The organism is Clostridium prolinivorans (assembly GCF_004011155.1).
In the GTDB taxonomy this organism is placed as follows: domain Bacteria; phylum Bacillota; class Clostridia; order Clostridiales; family Clostridiaceae; genus Clostridium_AT; species Clostridium_AT prolinivorans.
The window spans coordinates 1-17,480 of the sequence record NZ_RJWG01000016.1 but is presented as its reverse complement, the minus strand read 5'-3'; the positions used below and the strand labels follow the sequence as shown (position 1 = coordinate 17,480).

The window sequence follows — 17,480 nt, the reverse complement described above, 5'->3', positions numbered from 1 at the left end:
TCACTCATGAAACAAACTATTAAATTTTTATAATTTATATATTTATTAACGACAAGATTGATTATACTATGATTTTAATTTTAAATCAATAGTTATTCTTATATTTATTTGTGGAAAGTTATGAAATTTATTCTTTTTTTATTTTTTATATTTTAATAATTATAATATTATAGTTTTTGTATATATGTTTAAATGCTTAAAAAAAGCTAAAAATTAAAGCAAATAAGATATAATTTGAAATAATCGCTGTTTTATGTATTTGATTAAATTACATATTCAATATATAATAATCTTCGTCGGATGAGCCGATATTAATCTTTTAAATTAAGGGCGCATAGCTCAGCTGGGAGAGCATCTGCCTTACAAGCAGAGGGTCACAGGTTCGAGCCCTGTTGTGCCCACCATAAAATCAATATGCTGGCATGGCTCAACGGTAGAGCAGCTGACTTGTAATCAGCAGGTTGTAGGTTCGATTCCTATTGCCAGCTCCATATGTGGAGGAATTCCCGAGTGGCCAAAGGGGGCAGACTGTAAATCTGTTGTCTCTGACTTCGATGGTTCGAATCCATCTTCCTCCACCAATAAGGCATACAAATTGTATGCCTTATTTTTTTATAATTAATCCAAAATATTTCGTCGTAAAACAGGCGATGCATACCTATTTCTCATAAAAAATCCATACAAAAAAGCTCTAGCAAAATCTGCTAGAACCCTCCATTTTGGCGGAAGCGGTGGGATTCGAACCCACGAGCCCCTGAGGACTACCGCATTTCGAGTGCGGCTCGTTATGACCACTTCGATACGCTTCCATTTAATAATTAATTATTAAGTTTTCGGAGCAAGTAACATTATTTCGAGTCAGGTACCATAGACCTCTCATATATCTCTCCTAATTAAATTCTATATAATTATACTATGAAATATATAAATAAATCAATTATGATTGTGAAATATATATAATAACTAAAATATAATTATTTTACTGCTTTAAGTTTAGCTATTTCATAGCAATTAGTTTTAGTTACTTCCTTAACTTCTTTTAAATCTTCTAATTTAACTAACACACTTGTTTTAAACTCAGTTAAATCAACAGTTTGTTCAAATATAGAATCAACTTTCTTTTCAAGTCTTTCTTGACCTTCTTTTAACTCTATTACATCATTTTTTAGTACTGCTACATCTTCTTTTAATCCTGCTACTTCATTCTTTAATTCTGACATGTCTTCTTTTAATCCTGCTACTTCATTCTTTAATCCTGACATGCCTTCTTTTAACCATGTTACTTCATTTTTTAATCCTGACATGTCTTCTTTTAACCCTGCTACTTCATTCTTTAAGCCTGACATATCTTCTTTTAACCCTGTTACTTCATTCTTTAAGCCTGACATGTCTTCTTTTAGATCTGACATATCTTCTTGTATTAATGATATATTTTTTTGCATTCCTTTTAAAATTTCTAATATTTCATTTTCCACTTAAAACACCTCACTAAATCAATATACTGCTTTTAATGTTTATATATGAATTTGGTTATTTTCTATATTTTTTAATTTGTATAAAATTCGTTATAAAAACATTTTAATATATATTATAATGTTTTTCAATTATTATAATTTTTAATTGATTCTTCATTAACATATTCTCATAAGTTTTAGCTATTATTTATTATATATCTTTTCTTTTTGTTTTAAAAAATTCTGTTAATATTCTGCTACATTCACTGCTGTAAATCCAATTAACATTAACTTTGTAATTTAAATATGGGTTTTCTATAATATTTATTACAGAACCACAGCCTCCTGAAGTTGGATCAAATGTTCCTATATATAAATTACTTATTCTAGCTTGAGCTATAGCCGAAGCACACATAGGACATGGTTCCAATGTAACATATAAGCTACATCCTGAAAGTCTCCAATTATTTAGAACTTTACAAGCTTTTTTTATAGCTAAAATTTCAGCATGAGCTGTAGGATCTTTTAACTTTTCTTTAAGATTAAATGCCCGGGAAATAATTTTATTATCTTTTACTATAATCGCACCTACAGGAACTTCGTTTAATTTTAATGCTTTATAGGCTTCTTTTATAGCTTCTTTTATAAACAATTCTTGCATTTTTATTCCTTTCAACTTGAATACTTTATATATTTTAATAATTAAATTTTACAAAATATTATTGTTTTTAAAATTTTGATATTTTGATTTTATAGCATTAATATTTTTGATAAATACATCTACAATAAATGGATCAAAATGATTTCCAGAACCTTCTTTTATTATTTTTATAGTATCTTCAAAGCTAAAAGGTTTTTTATATGGTCTTTTACTGGTTAATGCATCAAATACATCTGCCACAGCAACTATTCTTGCACTAAGAGGAATATCCTCTCCTTTTTTGCCATAAGGATACCCAGAGCCATCCCATTTTTCATGGTGTCCCTCTACTATATCTATTGCCATTTTATATATACTCATACCATTTCGTTCTAAAATTTCATCTGCTGTTTTTAAAACTTTTGCTCCATAAATAGTATGTTTTTTCATTATTTCAAATTCTTCATATGTTAATTTACCTGATTTTAATAATATTTCATCAGGAATTGCAACTTTTCCTATATCGTGAAGAGGACTAAATCTTTCAATATTGTCTATATACTCTATATCTATTATATCTTTATATTTATCTTCTTTAGATAAAAATCCAGCAATCATTTTAGAATATTTTTTTATTCTATAAATATGATCTCCTGTTTCAGAATCTCTTTCTTCAGTAAGTTTAGCTAAAGCTAAAGTTGAACTTATAATCATATCTTTTATTAAAATATCTTTTTCAAGACTTAAAGCAATACTATTAGCTAATGTTCTTAAAAATATTATGTGTTCTTTTTTATATATGTTTTTTAAATTACTTGAAAAAAATATTATTCCTATGACTTTATTATTACTTTTTAAAGGAAATGTTATAGAAGATTTTATTCCTTCTTCAATAAGTATCTTATTATATTCTTTAAGCGGTTTTCCTTTTACATATTCTTCTAAATCATTTATAATTCTTTCTTCACCATTTTTAACAATTTTACTAAGACTTGTATTATCTAAATATGCTTCAATTCCTTTCATTTTAGACACTAAATTTTTATGATTATCACTACTTATACCATAAGAAGCTCTTACCATTTTTTTATCATACTCAATAAGTGCAACACCTATATGAGTATAAGGTATATATTTAGAAAATGTATTAAATATATATTCTAAAATCTGTTTAAAAGGAACATTTTTATTTATATTTTCAATAAGATTTATTAAACTATTTAATTGTCCAAAAACAGTATTTATTTCTAAAAATTCACCCAAATTTTATACCCCCTTTTTTAAAAAAAGTGGCAGATGAATATCTAAATATCCACTGCCACTTTGGTGTTCCCGGCGGGAATCGAACCCACGGCCTACCGCTTAGGAGGCGGTCGCTCTATCCTTCTGAGCTACGGAAACATATTTTATTTACCATAATATTTTATTATAGTTTATTTTTAAAGTCAATAGCTCTATAATTTCTTATTTTTTTCTTAATATGTTAAATATTATTTCATTATATATATACATAAATTTAATACTTTATATGTAAAATTATTTTTATTACAAATAATACTTTTAAAATTATTATTTTTGATATATTCTTAATATAAGTAAACAATACCATTTTTTATTATAAATTTAGGAGAGTGAATTTAGTGAGTAACATACATATAACTGAAACAGTTCTTAGAGATGCTAATCAATCTCTTATTGCTACAAGACTTTCTTTTAATCAATTTGCTCCTATACTTAGAGAATTAGATGATGCTGGATATTATTCTATAGAATGCTGGGGAGGAGCTACTTTTGATGCATGTATAAGATATTTAAATGAAGATCCTTGGGAAAGATTAAAAAAGATAAAATCTGTAGTAAAAAAAACTCCACTTCAAATGCTTTTAAGAGGTCAAAATTTACTTGGATATAAACATTATCCAGATGATGTAGTTAGGGAATTTATTAAAATGGCAGTTTATTATGGAATCGATATAATAAGAATTTTTGATGCTTTAAATGATTTTAGAAATATAGAAACTGCTATTTATGAAACTAAAAAACAAGGGGCTCATGCACAAGGAACTATAGTATATACTATAAGCCCTATTCATAATACAGAAAGTTATATAAGTTTAGCTAAAGAACTTGAAAATATGGGAGCTGATTCTATTTGTTTAAAAGATATGGCAGGACTTATAATGCCTAATACTGCTTATAGTTTAATTAAAGGAATAAAAGAAGCTGTCAAAATTCCAGTATATATTCATTCACATTCTACAAACGGATTAGCTGAAATGTCTTATTTAAAAGCTATAGAGGCAGGAGTTGATGGAATTGATTGTGCTATTTCTTCTTTTTCAAGCGGCACATCTCAGCCTCCAACTGAAACTATGAATGAAGTACTGAAAAATATGGGATTTAATACAGGCATTGAAAGTTATAAACTTAAATCTATAAATAATTATTTCAAACCTATAAGGGAAAATTTTATACAATCTGGTATTTTAGATGCTAAGGTTTTAAGTCCTCAACCAGAAGCTTTAACTTATCAAATACCTGGAGGAATGCTTTCTAATATGATATCACAGCTTAAAAGTCAAAATTCTATAGAAAAACTTGAAGAAGTTTTAAAGGAAGTTCCAAAAGTAAGAGAAGACTTAGGTTACCCTCCACTTGTAACCCCTATGAGTCAGATGGTTGGTACTCAAGCTACTATAAATGTTCTTACAGGAGAAAGATATAAAATGATACTTAAAGAGGTAAAGGCTTATTGCAGAGGAGAGTACGGAAAATCTCCTGGAAAAATTAATGAAGATCTTTTAAATAAAGCTCTTCAAGGAGATGAAAGAATAACTACAAGGTTTGCAGATACACTTAAGCCTATTTTTGAAAATACAAAAGAAAAGCTTAAATATATAACAAACAGTGAAGAAGATGTACTAACTTATATTTTATTTCCTCAAATAGCAGAAGAATTTATAAGAAATAAGCATTTAAATCCTACAACAGATCAAATAAGAAGTGAATATAAAAGTCAGCCAATATAAGCTGACTTTTTACTTTATTTTCTTTTCTCTTATAGATTTTCTAGTGTTTTGTAAATATTTTTTTACTTCATTAAATTGTTTGCTTGTAACAGCAGAAAATAAAATATCTATAACATTAAGCTGAGCAATTCTTGAAGACATAGCACCACTTCTTATACTTATTTCTGGTGCTGATACAAATAGTTTTATATCACAAATATTACTTATAGGATTTTGACCAAATTTTGTTATACTTATAGTAGTTGCTCCCGATTCTTTAGCCATTTTTATAGAATCATATGTATCTTTAGTTTCTCCTGAATAAGATATAGCAACAGCAACATCTTCTTTTTTTAAGTTAGCTGCAGAAGCTATTTGAAGATGTGGGTCTGGAAAACTTAATGCTATTTTATTTATTCTTGAAAACTTTTGCATAGCATCATAAGCAATAATAAATGAAGCCCCTATACCAAAAAACTCAATTCTATCTGCTGATACAATTGCATCTACTGCTTTATTTATTTCATCAAAAGAAATTATCTCTAAAGTATTATCAATGGATTTTTTATTATTATAACTTATATTCTGTATTATGGATTCTAAAGAATCTCCAGGTTTTACATCTGTATATTGTTCTTCTTCATCTTCTTTTTTCATAGAGGCTATATCTTTTGTAATGCTTATTCTAAAATCTTTATAACCTTTAAAATCAAGAATTTTACATAACCTTACAATAGTTGCTTCACTTGTTCCTATCCTTTTAGCAAGCTCTCCTATAGGAAGATTTGATACACTATCTGGATTTTCAATTATATATTTTGCTACTTTCCTTTCAGATGGACTTATATTATCTAATATTTCTTTTATTTTTATCAAACTGCCAGGCATTTTTGTTTTCCTCCTTTGGTTTATATATATTATTATATCAATATGAAAAAAACTTTCATAGTTTTTTAAAATTCTTATTTATTTACCATGTATTTATAAATTAAAAAGTGGATAAAAAATATAGCTAATGATAAAATACAAAATATAAAGTTTTAATTTATTTTATTGATAAAGGTATGTATTTTTATTTTTTGATTAATAGTAGTTACTAGATTTTTATTGAAATTTTTTATTGTATAAGGAGATTTATGTAATGATAAAATATTATGATAGAAAAAAAAAATCATATGAAATAGAAAAAGTAGCTGGAGAAAAATATTTAAATTGGACTTATTCATCTCCAATAGGAATGAAACTTTTAGAAAGTTTTATAAAGAAAAAATGTTTTTCAAAGATATATGGTTGGTATTTAGATAGAAAAATAAGCAAAAGAAAAATAAAAAGTTTTATAAATGAATTTAATATAAATATGTCAGAGTTTGAAAAAAAAGAAGAAGATTTTAAAACTTTTAATGAATTTTTTTATAGAAAATTAAATACTAAATCTCGTCCTATAAATATGAATAAAGAAATATTGATATCGCCTGCAGATGGAAAACTATTTTCTTATGAGAATATAGATTTAGAAAATTTAGTTCAAGTTAAAGGATTTACTTATAGTCTTAGAGAACTTATAAAAAATGATACAATAGCAAATATGTATAAAGGAGGTACTTGTTTAATTTTAAGACTCTGTCCTACTGATTATCATCGTTTCCATTTTATTGATAGCGGAATATGTAGTGAAACTTCTAAAATAAAGGGCTTTTATTATTCTGTAAATCCTATAGCTATTCAAAATGTAAAAAAATTATTTTGTGAAAATAAAAGAGAATGGAGTTTATTTCACTCAGAAAATTTTGGAGATGTTTTATATGTTGAAGTTGGAGCAACTTGTGTAGGTTCTATAGTTCAAACATTCATTCCAAATAAAAGAGTTAATAAAGGAGATGAAAAAGGTTATTTTAAATTTGGCGGATCTACAATAATGCTTTTTTTTGAGAAAAATAAGGTTAAAATAGATGAAGATATAATATATCAAACAAAATTAGGTTTTGAAACTTCTGTATTTATGGGAGAGAAAATTGGAGTAGCTAAGAAGCTTTCGCAAAATAATTCATAAATTTTATAGGTTTTGCTAAAGCCTCTTAAAGTGTTAATCAATTGCTATTATAATGTTAAATATATCATCATTTAAGTTAAAAATAAGTTTTGTAGAATTATTTCCACTTACAGTTAGAGACATATCTTCTCCAACAACAACAGTAGGTGGAGATAAACTAATAACTTTTTCTGTATTTAGTTTCATAATAGCAGAACCTAAAGCCATATTTGCAAGTTCCCCTAAAGCACTTTTAGCCATAAAATCAAGTTCTTTAATTTCTGTTCCGCCCATCATTGCTGAAATTACTTGAGAAGCTGTAGATTTTTTAAATCCTATTATAACGTTTCCTTTTATATTTTCTGTAAGCCCTATTAATACATTAACTTGTTCGCCAATAAACTGATGTTTTTCATATATTTCTTCTTTAAAATAAGAATTTAACCCAAACATTTGAAACAACTCAGTTACAGCTTCAATTATGGAACTTTTTAAATCCACATCTACCACTTCTCCTTACCAAATACATTTTATACTTTAAATGTTACACTATTTGTATTTATAGTCAAGTTTTTTATATAAAAACTATTAAAAACCATAAATTTTAGACATTTTGTGATTTTATTCATCATTTTTATTTATTAATTATAAAAAAATAAAATAAATTATGCAACATTTTTATAATTAAAATGTAACAAAATTATTTTTTCTACTAAAATAGAAATATTTTTAATTATAAAAAAATACCTTCAAAGCATTAATTTTAACAGCCTTGAAGGTATTTTGGTGCGGCAGAGAGGATTCGAACCCCCGACCAACTGGTTCGTAGCCAGCTACTCTATCCAACTGAGCTACTGCCGCATATTTTAAATTAAAAACACCTAAACTCTGTTAGGTGCTTTCATGGCGGAGACGCCGGGATTCGAACCCGGGCTAGAGTTACCCCTACTAACGGTTTAGCAAACCGTCCTCTTCAGCCACTTGAGTACATCTCCAAATATATTTAATATGGCGGAAAGAGTGGGATTCGAACCCACGGTACGGTCACCCGTACGCCGGTTTTCAAGACCGGTGCCTTAAACCAACTCGACCATCTTTCCGTATCACAATGACAATGATTATTATAACAAAAGCTTTTTAAAGTGTCAATATATTTTAATATATATTTTTAAAAATTATGATTGATTTATGATAATATCCTAATATACCACAATTTTTATTGATAACTGGAGAAAAATAATTAAAAAAGCACCAGTAAAACTGGTGCTAATAGTATAAAAAATTTTGATACATTTTTTAAAATATTTGGCATATATTTTAATATATATTGTTTAAAATTATGATTAAAATATTTCTATAATTTTATTTATTTTATTATATCTGTTCCCATAAATGGTCTTAAAACTTCTGGTACAGTTACAGTACCATCTTCATTTTGATAATTTTCAAGTATTGCTGCAACTGTTCTTCCTACTGCTACTCCTGAACCATTTAATGTATGAACATACTGAGGTTTATCCTTTGGATTTTCTCTATATCTTATGTTTGCACGTCTAGCTTGAAAATCCTCAAAGTTACTGCAGCTTGAAATTTCAACATATCTATTATAACTTGGCATCCAAACTTCTATATCATAAGTACAAGCTGATGAAAATCCTAAATCACCACTACAAAGCTTAACTACTCTATAAGGAAGTCCTAACCCCTGAAGAACTCTTTCAGCATCATTAGTAAGTTTTTCAAGTTCATCATAAGAATTTTCTGGTTTTGCAAACTTAACAAGCTCAACTTTATTAAACTGATGCTGCCTTATAAGTCCTCTTGTATCTCTTCCTGCAGAACCGGCTTCTGATCTAAAACAAGCACTGTATGCTACATGTTTTATCGGAAGATCTGAGCCATTTAAAATTTCATCACTATAAAGATTAGTTACAGGTACCTCTGCTGTAGGTATTAAAAAATAATCTGTGTTTGCTAATTTAAAAGCATCTTCTTCAAATTTTGGAAGCTGCCCTGTACCTGTCATACTTTTTCTATTTACCATAAATGGTGGGAATATCTCTGTATAACCATTTATCTCTGTATGGGTATTTAAAAAATAATTTATTATTGCTCTTTCAAGTCTTGCACCAAGACCTTTGTATACAGTAAATCTAGAACCAGTTATTTTCCCTGCTCTATCAAAATCTAAAATATTTAGATTAGTTCCTATATCCCAATGTGCCTTAGGCTCAAATTTAAATTTAGTTATATCTCCCCATTTTCTCATTTCTAAATTATCTGCATCAGATTTTCCTTCTGGTACAGTTTCATTTGGGATATTAGGTATTTTTAATAATATATTTTGAATTTTTTCATCAATTTCTGTTAGACAATCATCTAATTTTTTAATTTCTTCTCCTACTTTTTTCATTTCAGCCATTATAGGAGCAACATCTTCTCCTGATTTTTTAAGTTTTGGTATTTCTTTTGAAACTTGATTTCTTTTATTTTTTAAATTATCTGCTTGAACTAAAATTTCTCTTCTTTTTTCATCAAGATTTAATATTTCATCTATAAAAGAAACATAAATTTCCCCTCTTTTTAAAATTTTATTTTTTATTTCTTCAGGATTGTTTCTTATTTTTTTTATATCTAGCATAGTTATCTCTCCTATTCTTTATTTATATTTTTAGTGCAAATAATATCTACACCTGTATTTAAAATATTTTTGCATATAACATCTCCAATTTTTATAGGAGCTCCAACATAAATTCTACTTAAAGCCTTTGAACATTCTATCCATAAACTTTTATCTATAGGTTTGCTACTCTTTACAGGAGCTACATTATATTTTGAACCTTTTATTCTAACTAAAGTTGTTAAAAAATCTTTGTTGTTAATTTCCATATATTACACTCCATCAAATTCCTTTATTCTACTTAATATCATCTTAGAATTTTTAGAATCTTTAACTATATCTGTTATATTTTTGTTTGTTTCTCTTGCAAGTATAGATATAATTTTATTAGTGCAATATGCTCCTTGGCAGCTTCCAAGAGTTACTCCTGTTCTTCTTTTTACACCTTCTAATGTTCTTGCTCCTAAAGGTCTCCTTATAGCTTCTACTATTTCTCCTTCTGTAATCATCTGACAAAGACATACTATTTTACTAAATCTTTTATCAAGTTTTATTATTTCATCTTTTTCTTTATCTGATAAATCTCTAAATCTATAAAATTCTCTTCTTTTATCATTAAAATCTTTTTTTAATTTACATTTCATATTATTTACTACAGTTTCACATATTATTTTAGCAATAGCAGGTGTCATTGTCACTTCTCCATAATGTTTTGCAGAAACTTTTATATATCCTTTATCTACAGAACTATCATCTATTAGTACATCATTTTTATAAAAGAAGGATTGATAAAAACTTGTTATATTTTCATCTTTAACCCCATTTATAAGAGATGAAACTCTTTTTATAGATTTATCATAACTTAAATTTTCTTTAGTATTTAAAGCAGCTATTGTATTACCATGCATTGAAGGAATAGTAAAAGCCCTTTCTCCTTCTTCGCTTATAGTAAAAAGTATATTAGAAAAAATACCCTTAAAATCCCTTTCAAGTAAAAAGTATTTTAAATAAAAAACATTGTTTATTACTTCTTCATTATTATCAATACTATATTTGTTTCTTGGTGTAGTATTAATAACCATTCTGCAAGTAAATTTATTTTTATTAGTTTCAACTTTAAATCCTTTTGAAATTTTCTTTATATCTATTACTTCTTCTTCTAATTTAAAATTAACTCCATTGTCAAAGGCTATCTCTGCATAAGATATTGCCAAATCATAAGGACATACAACTCCTATATTATCTGAATGAATAGCTTTTATAACTTTTATATTAAGGTTAGGTTCCATTTCATATACAGTATTACTATCTAGAAGTTTTATACCTCCTACTCCTCTTTTTAAAGCTCTTTCATACATTTTAATAATTTTTTGTTCTTCTTTTTCATTTGTTGCAACTATAAGTCCCCCTGTTCTTTTAAATGGTACATTAAATTTTGATGTTATTTCATCAAACATGTTATTTCCCATTAATTCTAATTTAGCTGCTAAAGTGTTTTTAGTTTCTATTCCATCATATACTACAGCAGAATTTATTAAAGCTATGTCATCTGCTATATCATAATCTTTTTCAATTACAGCTATATTTAAACTATATTTTGAAAGTTCATAGGCAACAGCACAACCTATTATTCCCCCACCCAAAATAAGTACATCATAATCCATAATGTATTTATGCCTCCAATTATAAGAAGTTCTCTTTTTTCTCTTATATATTATAATACTACTTTTATTTATAGGTATAAAATTTTTTATCAATATTTTAATTTATGTGATTTTTACTTTGATTTTTATATATTTTGTTATTTATTTAATTCTTCTAAAATATTTTGCAAACTTTTTATATATTCTCCGTATTTAGCCCAATCCCCATTTTTTTGAGCCTCTACTGCTTTATCAAAATATTCTTTTGCAGATTTAATTTTTTCTTTAAATTCAGAATTTATATTTTCATTTAAATTTGAAGATTTCTTATCCTCTGTTACTTTATTATAATTAAACATTTGCTCAAGTGCTTTGTCTATATTTTCAGCCATTACTATTTTTTCTCCATCGAAAATCACTACTCTTTTCATTTCTGGAATACTTTTTTCACCAGTTGCTCTTAAGTAAATTGGATTTACATATAAAAGAGATTGATTTATAGGTATAATTATAGTATCACCATATACAATTTCAGAACCTTCTTTATTCCAAAGAGATATTTCCTTGGAAATCAAAGGATCTTGAAGTATCTTTTGTTTAAATAAATAAGGACTATATATTGTTTTTTGCGGTGGGAACTTATAAAGTGACATTTTACCGTAATTTTCATCGTCCATTCTTGCCGCTAAAAGTGCTACCATATTATTTTTATTTCTCATATTAAAGTATTCTAAAAGTATCATTTCTTCTTTTTGACTGTTTGGAAGTTTCATTGTTACATAATATCCTTCGTTAATTTCCTTTTCTCCTTCTATTTTCTTTTGATTAGTTGAAACTTCCCATAAATCTTCTTCATTATAAAAAACTCCTGGATCAGTTATATGATATTTCCCGAGAACATTACATTGAATATCAAATAAATCCTCTGGATATCTAAAGTGTTTTTGTATATCCTTTGATAAAGTATTTATATCTTTAAAAAGACTTGGAAATATCTTTGCATAACTAAGTGCTATTGGATCGTTCTTATCAATAATGTAAAAATTAGTGTCTCCATTAAAAGCATCTATAACTACTTTAATTGAATTTCTTATGTAATTTACACCATTATAAGGCTGAGAATATGGATACATATTTGAAGTAGTATAGGCATCTATTATCCAATAAAGTTTTCCATCATTTATAACAATATATGGATCTTTATCATAGCTTAAAAATGGAGCTATCTTTTTAACTCTATCTATAATGTTTCTGTTTATAAGTATTTTACTATCACTATTTATTGCTTGAGATAATATAAAATTAATATTTCTTTCATTAACAGCAAAAAGAATTCTGTTTATCAAATTCATTTTTATTCCTGCATTACCTGAATATTTATTCCATTCGTTATTTCCACCTTGAGGATAATCAAATTCGTTTATATCTGTATTTACTATAGCATATTCGTTTGTTTTTTCACCAAAATATATTCTTGGTTCTTTAATATCTATATCTGTACTATTTTCAGGAGGTATGTCCTTAATTAGAAAATCAGGCTGTCCTTCTTCAGTTACAGAATTTACTTTACTCATTACAATACCATAGCCATGAGTATATATAAGATGTTTATTTTGCCATGTATTTGCATTACCTTCAAATTTTTTCTGATTTATTTCTCTAGGAGCTATAAATACTTGATTATTTTTTCCATTAATATTATATCTATCTATATCCACATCATTAAAATCATAATAATATCTTATAACTTGAACTTGATTATAAAATTCAAGTGATGGTATATAAGAATTAATTCTTATATTATTTATAATATCACTGTTATTTTGTATGTCTTCTTTTTTTAATGTATTTTTTACCTCAAAAATATTTTCATTTATATTATCTATGTTAAAGGCTTTTCTTGTATAATTTATATTATTTTCTATATAAGGTCTTTCAAGAGTTATTTCATTAGATTTAACTAAAAATCTTTGAAGAACACTTGAAGTTATACCTTCTCCTATAATAAATAAGAAAATAAAAACTATAGATATAATAATAGGTTTAATCTTTCCTTTTATAACACTTATAAATATAACTATTGAAGCAATAATAGCTGTTATACTTATAATTCTATAAAAAATTAAAGTTATATTAGCATCTGTATACCCTGCTCCATATACTACTCCTGTTGGATCATATAATAAATTCCATCCTTTTATTATATAACCTAAAGAAACTAAAAGAGCCATAAGTGCTGAAACTATAGCAAGCTGTTTTCCTGCAAATTTTGTAATACTGCTTTTCATTGTAGTATTTTTTTTGAATATGTTTTTTAAATCTTTTCCACTAAACTTATCTCTTGTATTCATAGTAAAATATAAAACTAAAGTTATTATTATTAAAAATGCTAAAACAACTACAGCTGCACCATATAAAGATTGTATTAATGGTAGCTTAAATATAAAAAAAGATATATCTTTATGAAAAATTGGGTCTTTAATATTGAAATTAGTAGAATTAGTAAATTGTAGTATTCTATACCAATATGTAGAAGATATTGTGTAAGATATAATTAAAGAAATTATTATATTTGCTAAAATAAACCTCTTTTTCCTTAATGGATTTTTTATAACATCAATAACATCTGACATATTATCTATATTTGTTTTTAATGTCTTACAGTAAAAATATATTACTATAAATATAATTATAAACATAGGAATCATAAGCTTTATAACAGCTAAAATTTTAGTAAAATAAATTGATAGATAATTTACTTCTTTAAACCACATTATATTTATTATAAAATTTACTATTCTATCAAAAAATAAAATAGCTAAAATTATAATTATTAATAAAAAACTTAACCCTAATTTCCTTTTTTTCATACCTATCCCCTTTTACTCATACCTATTATTTTGCTTAAAGTGGTATTTTTAGTTTCTATTGCACCTACAGGGCATAATTCCTGACAACAAAAACATCTTATACAATTTTTCATATTCCAAACAGGCTTTAATTTATCTCCTTTTTTAACCATACTTATAACTTTACCCTTTTCAGGACAAACTTCCTGACATCTCTTACAACCTATACATTTATCTTCAATAAGTGAAGGAGTTGGTGCAAGCATACCTGTCAAAAATCTAGAAACTGTAGGATTGGAAAAATGAAAACCAGTACTTTTTCTTGCAAGCTTAAAATTTTTAGGCTTCATACTCTCTATAGTTTCTCCTAAAACTTCTATTTCTTCTGGAAGAACAGCTCCCCATTTATTATCATAAACTTCTTTTAAAGTTGGAGTATCAAGAGGATTATCATATCCTATAAGTCTAACTGCTACTGAATCAACAGCACTTAAACTCTCACCCATAATAATAGTATCCATTTTATGAGGGTTTCCATTTTTAGGTCCATTCCCCTCCATTGCAACTATACCATCTAATATAGCAAAACTAGTACCTACTAATGTGTTTAAATCTAAAAGCATTTTGCAAAATTTATTAGCATCAGGCATTCTTGTATGCCATCCTGCCTTTTGAGTACCATGAATACATCCAAATTGATTTTTAATAGCTCCTGTAAAATAAGCCATTGCATGAGTTTTTAATTTTGGAAGAGTTATAACTACATCTGCTTCATATGGAGCTCTTGCTATATCCCATGACTTACATAATATTGAATTATCAAGCCTTACATGTATTGTTTCCCTAAAATCATCAAATTTAACTCCATATTTATTGGCAACTTCCATAAGTCCACTTTTTTCTGCAGCTTTTCTTGAATCTCCAAAACCTGGAGAATCTCCAAATATTATATCATTAGAATATTCTTTTACTATTCTAATTACAGCTTCAAAAACTGCATAGTGGGTAATTACAGGAGAACCAGGCTGTTCTATACTTAAAAAATTTGGTTTTAAAAGTACCTTACTTCCACTAGGTATAAGTTTTTTTAAATATTTATCTCCACCTAAAAGTTCAAAACCTTCTCTTAATTTTTTTTCAATTAAATCTACATCATAATCTATACATTTTATTAATGCTACTTTTTCCATAAATTTATCCTTTCTTTTAATATTGCAATAAATATAAAATTTAATAAATAAAAATATTAATAATAACTTTATTATACTATAAGCCTTATGATATAAAAGTTAAATTTTTTATTATTTAATAAAATTTAACTTTTAATATTACTTTTTAATTTAGTAAATAAATAATATTATTTTATGTTTATAATATAAAATATTTTTATTTTAAACTAATTAGCTTAATATTTAATATAATTCATTAATTACGATAAAGCATTAAAGTGGAAAATGTATATTTCCACAAACTTTATTTTTAAAAATTATAAAATAAAAATTTTTTCTGAATTTAATATGAATTTAATCTGAAATTAAATATTTCTTTTCTTTTAATGCATTTAATATCCTTTGCATTATTTCTTCATTATCAGCTTCAATAGTATGTAGATGTACTCCTTTTGTTAAAGCAGAAAGTGGCTCTGCTTTATATTTTTTGCTTTTCTCAATAAAATTTTGAACATCATATAAGTTTTTAACCATAAGCATGCCTCTTATTTCTCCATATAATGGATGTTCTATTATTACGTTTTCTATAGTACCTCCAAAACTTACAATACATGTTAACTCATCTTCTATATTTTCAGGTTTATGGCTTACAGCAATAACTCTTTTTATTTTTTGTCTATTTTCTTTGGAAATCATATACCCTTCAGGAGTTGCTATTATATCAACTCCTGAAGCTCTAAGTATAGCTATATCTTTAACTATAACTTGCCTTGTAACTCCAAACTCACGGGCTAAATTTTGACCTTTTTGAGGCTCTGGTCTATTTTTTAAAATTTCTTCAATTAATTTTCTCCTCTCTTTTGAACCCATTATTTTATCTCCTATTCTAATAATAGTTTTTTATATTGAAATAAATCTTGTAAAAATTATATAAAATATTAATTTATATTAATTCATGCTATCACACTTTTTTAATATATCAAGCTCTTTATTTCCTGTTATTTTATCATTATGGTGATTTTTTATTAAATATAAAAATTTTTCATCATATTTTTTATAGGATTTTAAAAGATTATATCCTTTTTCTGCATGATTATAATATATATCTATTTTTTTAAAATTACTAAACTTTTTTAATTTTCCTTTTGAAATTTTATTTAAAATCACAATTAATGATTTTTCTATAGGATTTAATCTTTTATAAATCTTACCTATATCATGAAGAAGTGCTGCTTTAATTAAATTTTCATTTCCTTTATAAATTTGCATAACATCTTTAGCTACATTTATAGAATGTTTTTGTTCATATGAAGATAATTTATTAAAAATATTTTTTTCATTTTTATCTAAATAACTATTTATAAATGTAATATCTTCTGAAGTTATTTTAGAAGTTACAGCCCAATAAAACTGTTTTATTCTATACAAAAACATATTTTGTTCTCCTTTTGTATTTTTATTAAAGTATAATAGGCTGATTAAAAACAAATATTATAGTATTTTTCATATATTATAATAACTTAAATTTATTTTAATTTCATTATTTTTTGCTATTTTTATAAATAATAATATAAATTTAAAATATTTTCAAAATATAACATTATTTTTTCCATATATTTGTATTTGATGTAGCTATTATACAACCTACTTTACATAATATCAAGTATAACATTATATACAACCATTTATATTAATAGCTGTACAAAAATTAATATTAGCTCAGCAAAACCCATAATCTACTTCCGCGTGTTCCAGTTACATATAAAAATAATATTAGCTTTTTCCAGCTGCCGACCGAGGGGGCATTATCAGAAGTTCCAGTTACATATAAAAATAATATTAGCACCAGTAAAACTGGTGCTAATATTATAAAAATTTTTCTACATTTTTTATAAATGGTTAAAAATATAAAATTATCTATTCTCTTATCCCAAAAGTAAAAAAATGAGCTAGAATAATAATATATAAAATAAATAAAAAAAAGCAGTCTAAAAGACTACTTTTGGTGGAGATATAGGGATTCGAACCCTAGACCCCCTGCGTGCAAGGCAGGTGCTCTCCCAGCTGA

The 17,480-nt window shown here is 26.0% G+C and carries 13 protein-coding genes, 8 tRNA genes and 1 pseudogene; 5 read left to right on the top strand and 17 right to left on the bottom strand.

All coding sequences use genetic code 11. The features are described from left to right. The first annotated feature begins 328 nt into the window (after nucleotides 1–328). From EGD97_RS10595 to EGD97_RS10585, 3 genes are all read left to right on the top strand, one after another. Nucleotides 329–404 (top strand) — tRNA-Val (locus tag EGD97_RS10595). 12 nt (nucleotides 405–416) lie between these two features. After that, nucleotides 417–491 (top strand) — tRNA-Thr (locus EGD97_RS10590). A 5-nt stretch (nucleotides 492–496) separates the two neighbouring features. Continuing rightward, nucleotides 497–581: transfer RNA gene (locus tag EGD97_RS10585), tRNA-Tyr, on the top strand. A gap of 139 nt (nucleotides 582–720) precedes the next feature. On the opposite strand, the gene EGD97_RS10580 is transcribed toward EGD97_RS10585, so the two are convergent. The 5 genes from EGD97_RS10580 to EGD97_RS10560 form a co-directional block, all read right to left on the bottom strand. Further along, nucleotides 721–809 (bottom strand) — tRNA-Ser (locus EGD97_RS10580). A gap of 165 nt (nucleotides 810–974) precedes the next feature. Beyond that, on the bottom strand, nucleotides 975–1,475 hold the full coding sequence (locus EGD97_RS10575; protein ID WP_127837302.1) for a hypothetical protein: 501 nt from the start codon (nucleotides 1,473–1,475) through the stop codon (nucleotides 975–977). Between the two features lie 190 nt (nucleotides 1,476–1,665). Then, entirely contained in the window at nucleotides 1,666–2,115 is a 450-nt protein-coding gene (locus EGD97_RS10570) for a nucleoside deaminase (RefSeq protein WP_127837301.1), read from the bottom strand. A gap of 48 nt (nucleotides 2,116–2,163) precedes the next feature. Next, nucleotides 2,164–3,357 carry an HD-GYP domain-containing protein gene (locus EGD97_RS10565; RefSeq protein WP_127837300.1) on the bottom strand — a complete coding sequence of 398 codons (1,194 nt, stop codon included), beginning with the start codon at nucleotides 3,355–3,357 and terminating at the stop codon, nucleotides 2,164–2,166. A 61-nt stretch (nucleotides 3,358–3,418) separates the two neighbouring features. Beyond that, nucleotides 3,419–3,495, bottom strand: a tRNA-Arg gene (locus EGD97_RS10560). A gap of 239 nt (nucleotides 3,496–3,734) precedes the next feature. Here EGD97_RS10560 and EGD97_RS10555 point away from each other — a divergent pair. Then, the gene (locus EGD97_RS10555; RefSeq protein ID WP_127837299.1) at nucleotides 3,735–5,123 is read left to right on the top strand and encodes a pyruvate carboxylase subunit B; all 1,389 of its coding nucleotides are present in this window, start codon (nucleotides 3,735–3,737) and stop codon (nucleotides 5,121–5,123) included. A gap of 9 nt (nucleotides 5,124–5,132) precedes the next feature. Here the strand turns inward: EGD97_RS10555 and EGD97_RS10550 are convergent, their stop codons facing one another. Beyond that, on the bottom strand, nucleotides 5,133–5,990 hold the full coding sequence (locus EGD97_RS10550) for a MurR/RpiR family transcriptional regulator (RefSeq protein WP_127837298.1): 858 nt from the start codon (nucleotides 5,988–5,990) through the stop codon (nucleotides 5,133–5,135). 253 nt (nucleotides 5,991–6,243) lie between these two features. Between EGD97_RS10550 and EGD97_RS10545 the strand changes: the two genes are divergently transcribed. After that, nucleotides 6,244–7,152 carry a phosphatidylserine decarboxylase gene (locus EGD97_RS10545; protein WP_127837297.1) on the top strand — a complete coding sequence of 303 codons (909 nt, stop codon included), beginning with the start codon at nucleotides 6,244–6,246 and terminating at the stop codon, nucleotides 7,150–7,152. 33 nt (nucleotides 7,153–7,185) lie between these two features. On the opposite strand, the gene EGD97_RS10540 is transcribed toward EGD97_RS10545, so the two are convergent. The 11 genes and pseudogenes from EGD97_RS10540 to EGD97_RS10490 all read right to left on the bottom strand — a co-directional run bounded on the left by EGD97_RS10540 (nucleotide 7,186) and on the right by EGD97_RS10490 (nucleotide 16,846). After that, nucleotides 7,186–7,632 carry a chemotaxis protein CheX gene (locus EGD97_RS10540; protein ID WP_078683131.1) on the bottom strand — a complete coding sequence of 149 codons (447 nt, stop codon included), beginning with the start codon at nucleotides 7,630–7,632 and terminating at the stop codon, nucleotides 7,186–7,188. Nucleotides 7,633–7,915: 283 nt separating this feature from the next. Next, nucleotides 7,916–7,992 (bottom strand) — tRNA-Arg (locus EGD97_RS10535). A 43-nt stretch (nucleotides 7,993–8,035) separates the two neighbouring features. After that, a tRNA-Ser gene (locus tag EGD97_RS10530) sits at nucleotides 8,036–8,126 on the bottom strand. A 14-nt stretch (nucleotides 8,127–8,140) separates the two neighbouring features. Next, nucleotides 8,141–8,231 (bottom strand) — tRNA-Ser (locus EGD97_RS10525). 266 nt (nucleotides 8,232–8,497) lie between these two features. Then, nucleotides 8,498–9,772: a serine--tRNA ligase gene (gene serS / locus EGD97_RS10520; RefSeq protein ID WP_127837296.1), complete on the bottom strand. Its 1,275-nt coding sequence runs from the start codon at nucleotides 9,770–9,772 to the stop codon at nucleotides 8,498–8,500. Nucleotides 9,773–9,783: 11 nt separating this feature from the next. Beyond that, nucleotides 9,784–10,011: pseudogene (locus EGD97_RS10515) on the bottom strand (DUF1667 domain-containing protein); the annotation flags it as partial. A 12-nt stretch (nucleotides 10,012–10,023) separates the two neighbouring features. After that, nucleotides 10,024–11,415, bottom strand: a complete 1,392-nt coding sequence (locus EGD97_RS10510) for an NAD(P)/FAD-dependent oxidoreductase (RefSeq protein ID WP_127837294.1) — start codon at nucleotides 11,413–11,415, stop codon at nucleotides 10,024–10,026. Nucleotides 11,416–11,552: 137 nt separating this feature from the next. Continuing rightward, complete coding sequence (locus tag EGD97_RS10505) at nucleotides 11,553–14,264, bottom strand: UPF0182 family protein (RefSeq protein WP_078683133.1); 2,712 nt, start codon at nucleotides 14,262–14,264, stop codon at nucleotides 11,553–11,555. 2 nt (nucleotides 14,265–14,266) lie between these two features. Next, nucleotides 14,267–15,433: a DUF362 domain-containing protein gene (locus tag EGD97_RS10500; protein ID WP_078683134.1), complete on the bottom strand. Its 1,167-nt coding sequence runs from the start codon at nucleotides 15,431–15,433 to the stop codon at nucleotides 14,267–14,269. A gap of 333 nt (nucleotides 15,434–15,766) precedes the next feature. Further along, complete coding sequence (locus EGD97_RS10495; RefSeq protein WP_078683135.1) at nucleotides 15,767–16,282, bottom strand: transcription repressor NadR; 516 nt, start codon at nucleotides 16,280–16,282, stop codon at nucleotides 15,767–15,769. Nucleotides 16,283–16,360: 78 nt separating this feature from the next. Further along, nucleotides 16,361–16,846 carry an HD domain-containing protein gene (locus EGD97_RS10490; RefSeq protein WP_078683136.1) on the bottom strand — a complete coding sequence of 162 codons (486 nt, stop codon included), beginning with the start codon at nucleotides 16,844–16,846 and terminating at the stop codon, nucleotides 16,361–16,363. Nucleotides 16,847–17,480 lie beyond the last annotated feature (634 nt).

Excerpts from the sequence above, each read along its gene's own strand:
- EGD97_RS10570 (WP_127837301.1), bottom strand. The coding sequence starts at position 2,115 with ATGCAAGAATTGTTTATAAAAGAAGCTATAAAAGAAGCCTATAAAGCA.
- EGD97_RS10550 (WP_127837298.1), bottom strand. The coding sequence starts at position 5,990 with ATGCCTGGCAGTTTGATAAAAATAAAAGAAATATTAGATAATATAAGT.
- EGD97_RS10545 (WP_127837297.1), top strand. The coding sequence starts at position 6,244 with ATGATAAAATATTATGATAGAAAAAAAAAATCATATGAAATAGAAAAA.
- serS (WP_127837296.1), bottom strand. The coding sequence starts at position 9,772 with ATGCTAGATATAAAAAAAATAAGAAACAATCCTGAAGAAATAAAAAAT.
- EGD97_RS10510 (WP_127837294.1), bottom strand. The coding sequence starts at position 11,415 with ATGGATTATGATGTACTTATTTTGGGTGGGGGAATAATAGGTTGTGCT.
- EGD97_RS10505 (WP_078683133.1), bottom strand. The coding sequence starts at position 14,264 with ATGAAAAAAAGGAAATTAGGGTTAAGTTTTTTATTAATAATTATAATT.
- EGD97_RS10500 (WP_078683134.1), bottom strand. The coding sequence starts at position 15,433 with ATGGAAAAAGTAGCATTAATAAAATGTATAGATTATGATGTAGATTTA.
- EGD97_RS10495 (WP_078683135.1), bottom strand. The coding sequence starts at position 16,282 with ATGGGTTCAAAAGAGAGGAGAAAATTAATTGAAGAAATTTTAAAAAAT.
- EGD97_RS10490 (WP_078683136.1), bottom strand. The coding sequence starts at position 16,846 with ATGTTTTTGTATAGAATAAAACAGTTTTATTGGGCTGTAACTTCTAAA.